The sequence below is a fragment of the Streptomyces sp. NPDC020490 genome (assembly GCF_044335305.1).
In the GTDB taxonomy this organism is placed as follows: Bacteria; Actinomycetota; Actinomycetes; order Streptomycetales; family Streptomycetaceae; genus Streptomyces.
The window spans coordinates 1-3789 of sequence record NZ_JBIRUY010000091.1; the positions used below are offsets into that span (position 1 = coordinate 1).

At 67.7% G+C, this 3789-nt stretch carries 1 protein-coding gene and 1 pseudogene; one reads left to right on the forward strand and one right to left on the reverse strand.

Going from position 1 to position 3789, the window contains the following annotated elements; genetic code table 11:
- The first annotated feature begins 190 nt into the window (after nucleotides 1–190).
- On the forward strand, nucleotides 191–3292 hold the full coding sequence (locus tag ACH4ZX_RS40100; RefSeq protein ID WP_398283841.1) for a Tn3 family transposase: 3102 nt from the start codon (nucleotides 191–193) through the stop codon (nucleotides 3290–3292).
- On the opposite strand, the pseudogene ACH4ZX_RS40105 reads toward ACH4ZX_RS40100, so the two are convergent.
- A pseudogene (locus ACH4ZX_RS40105) lies at nucleotides 3258–3713 on the reverse strand (IS5 family transposase); the annotation flags it as partial. The gene ACH4ZX_RS40100 and the pseudogene ACH4ZX_RS40105 sit on opposite strands and share 35 nt — an antisense overlap.
- Between the last annotated feature and the right edge of the window lie 76 nt (nucleotides 3714–3789).

The window sequence follows — 3789 nt, forward strand, 5'->3', positions numbered from 1 at the left end:
GGTCGACAACCCATCTACCAGGAGCTTCACCTCTTCCGGAACATCACCCCCACGCCAACTGGTCAGCCGCTCAGCCAAGTTGGAAACGGCTCAATGAGTTGATCTTGAAGCTGAGCGTCCGGCCCGTCACCCGTTCGGCCGAGTGTCGTTGGTGGTGATGTTGACCATCGTCTGGCGCCTGGGGTGGGTTGTGACCTCGATCGAGAGGACCGCGTATCCGCGGTTCAAGCGGCTGATTACCGCGCATGAGCTGCATCTGTTCTTCTCGCCGACTCGCGATGAGCTGGAGTGGGCGGCCGGGGCGACGGACGGGGATGAGCATCTGCTGGCGCTGATGCTGAAGTCGTATCAGCGCATGGGGTGTTTCCCGGCGCTGGAGGACGTGCCGGAGCAGGTGGTGGAGTTCGTCCGGCGGCAGGTGGAGCTGCCGGAGGGCACGCTGCCGGTGTACCGGGCGGAGCGGACGGCCAAGCACCACCGGGGCCTGGTGCGCAAGCGGGTCGGTGTGGCGTACGACCAGGCGGAGGCCCGGCGGGTCGCCGAGACGGCGATCCGCAAGGAGGCCGCGGCGAAGAACCGGCCGGCGGACCTGATCAACATCGCGCTGGAGAAGGTGGTGGAAGCAGGGCTGGAGCTGCCGGGGTTCTCCACCTTCGACAAGATGGCCTCGAAGATCCGCACCGAGGTGAACGCCTCGATCTGCGAGGGCATCCACGACCGCATGAGCCCGCTTCAGCGGGCGGAGGCACTGCGGCTGCTGGAGGAGCGCGACGCGGACGGCACGACGCTGTTCAACCGGCTGAAGAAGCCCGCCAAGGGGCCGAGCTGGTCGCACTTTAAGAACCTGACCAAGCGCATGGAGTGGGTGGACGGCCTCGGCGACAGCGCGGTGTGGATGGACGGCGTCGCCGCGCGGAAGATCACCGACTTCGCCGGGGAGGCGGACGCGGCCGACGCCCCGGCGCTGCGGGACTACGCGCCGGTCAAACGCCTCGCGCTGATCGCGTGTCTGGCGCACAAGGCGCGGATGCGGGTGAGAGACGACCTGGCGACGATGTTCTGCAAGCGGGTCGCCACGAAGGTCAAGAAGCCAAAGGGGGAGCTGGCGGAGATCCGCCTGCGCCAGCAGGAGCTGGTCGAGGCCCTGATCGGGAACTACCGCGTGGTGCTCAAGGACATCGACGCCGACGGCCCGGCTCAGATGGCGCTCGCGAAGGCCGACCAGATGACCGCCGAGGCCCGGGAGGCCCTGGCTGGGCTGGACGAGGAGACGTCGGCCGACGAGATCGCCCGGCGGCTGGGCGGGAAGGTCTCCCCGGCCCTGGTCACCCTGCTGAAGGCCCCCGTGGTGCAGGCCGGCGGGCTCGGCGCGGTCGCCCGGACGGTGGAGGGCTTCGGTGGGTTCGCCAAGCAGTACGAGCAGATCGAGAAGGCCTCCGCCCACCACGGCAACCTGTGGAAGCCGCTACTGTACGGGCAGATCGGCCGGGACCGGGCGGTGATGTTCGACCTGGCTGAGAAGCTGGAGTTCACCGCCACCTCTGAAGATGGGCGGGTGCTGGACGCGCTCGCGCACGCCCAGCGGAACCAGGCAGCGCGCGGGGAGTACATCACCGCCTTCGACGAGGAGGGCAAGGAGGTGGACATCTCCTTCGCCACCCAGAACTGGCGCAAGGTCGTGGTCGACCAGACCCGCACCGGTCAGTACGTCCGCAAGCACTTCGAGGCGATGGTCTTCACCTACCTCGCCGAGGAACTTCGCTGCGGCGACGTCGCCGTTCTCGGCTCGGAGGAGTACGCTGACTGGTCCCAGCAACTGCTGGAGTGGGAGGCCGCCCAGGAGAAGCTGGCCGACTACCTGGTGGAGGTCGGGCTGTGCGAGGCGGGCGAGACCGCCGAGTTCGACGCGCAGTTCTTCCGCCGGCAGCTGGAGGACAAGCTCCGCAGCGCCGCAGCGGCGGCGGACACCGGGTATCCCGACAACGAGGGTCTGGTCATCGACCCGGAGACGGGCATCCCGTCGCTGAAGCCGCACCGCTCGGAGGGGCTCATGCCCTCGGCGAAGCGGCTGGAGCAGGAGATCAAGGCGAGGATGCCGGAGCGCACGCTGATCGGGATTCTGTCGAGGACCGCGTACTGGGTGGAGTGGTGGCGCCGCTTCGGCCCGGCCTCCGGCAACGAGCCGAAGCTGGAGGACCCGTTCGGCCGCTACGTCATCACCACCTTCGTCAAGGGCACCAACATGGGCCCGTACGAGGCCGCCCGCCACATCCCCGGCGTCTCCGGCCACGAACTGTCGTACACGGCGCACCGGCACTTCTCTATCGTGCTGCTGAACGAGGCCATCGCCGACCTGGTCAACGCCCACGCCTGCCTGGACATCTCGCAGGCGTGGGGCGACGGCACCACGGTGGCCGCCGACGGCATCCACATGGACACCTACCTCGACAACCTGCTCGCCGAGACGAGCGTCCGGTACGGCAAGCCGGGCGGCATCGCCTACCACCACATCTCGGACACCTGCATCGCGCTGTTCACGCACTTCATCCCGTGCGGCGTGTGGGAGGCCGTCTACATCATCGAGGGCCTGCTCAAGAACACCTCCGAGGTCAAGCCGACCACCGTGCACGCCGACACGCAGGGCCAGTCCCAGCCGGTGTTCGCGCTCGCGCACCTGCTGGGCTTCGACCTCATGCCCAGGATCAGGAACTGGAAGGGCACGACCTTCTACCGGCCCAGCAAGCAGAGCGAGTACGTGCACATCGACGCGCTGTTCGGCGAGCCGGGCAAGAACGTCATCGACTGGGACCTGATCGAGTCGCAGTTCCGGCACCTGATGCGGGTGGCCATCTCCGTGAGGGAGGGGGCGATCTCCTCGTCCACGCTGCTCAAGCGGCTGCGCTCCGACTCGCGGAAGAACGCCACCTACACCGCTTTCCGCGAGGTCGGCCGCGTGATCCGCACCGTGCAGCTATCAGTTAAGTGGAATCTGACCGCAGCGGAGATCATCTCCGTGCGGTACGACCACGGACTGAGGAGATGTATTGGGCACGGTGGTGCTGGACGAGAAGTGGCCGGTGCTCGGCAGGCACGAGCAGGCGGCCGGGTGGTTGCAGGTGTGGAGCGACCTGGGCCGGGCTCCCCGGACGATCGACGCCTACGCCCGGGGCCTGGCCGAGTACCTGGAGATGTGCGAGCGGGAGAACGTCGACCCACTGACCGCCAACCGGGCACACATCGCCGTATAACTGATCGTTTCAGAATGAGGTTCGTAGGCGGCGGAGGCATATGAGGCTGCAGGCCAGTTCGAGCAGACCCTGATGGAGATCGGCACGTCGCTCGTAGCGGATGCGGAGCCTTTTGAACTGGTGCAGCCAGGCGAAGGCGCGCTCGACCACCCAGCGGACCTTGCCCAGTCCGGAGCCGTGGGCGATGCCGCGTCGGGCGATCATGGGCTTGATGCCGCGTTTCCACAGCAGGCGGCGGTACTTGTCGAAGTCGTAGCCCCGGTCGGCGTACAGCCGTCGGGGCCTGCGGCGGGGGCGGCCTCGCAGGCCCCGGATCGGCGGGACCGCGTCCAGCAGTGGCAGGAGTTGGGTGACGTCGTGTCGGTTGCCGCCGGTGAGTGTGACGGCGAGCGGGGTCCCGTGACGGTCGACGATCAGGTGGTGCTTGGAGCCGGGGCGGGCCCGGTTGAACCGTTCCGGGTTCGGTAGGGACTCGATCGTTTGAGAGGATCGAGTCATGGCACGTCCTTCCCCTTACCCGCTTGAGCTGCGCCGTCGTGCG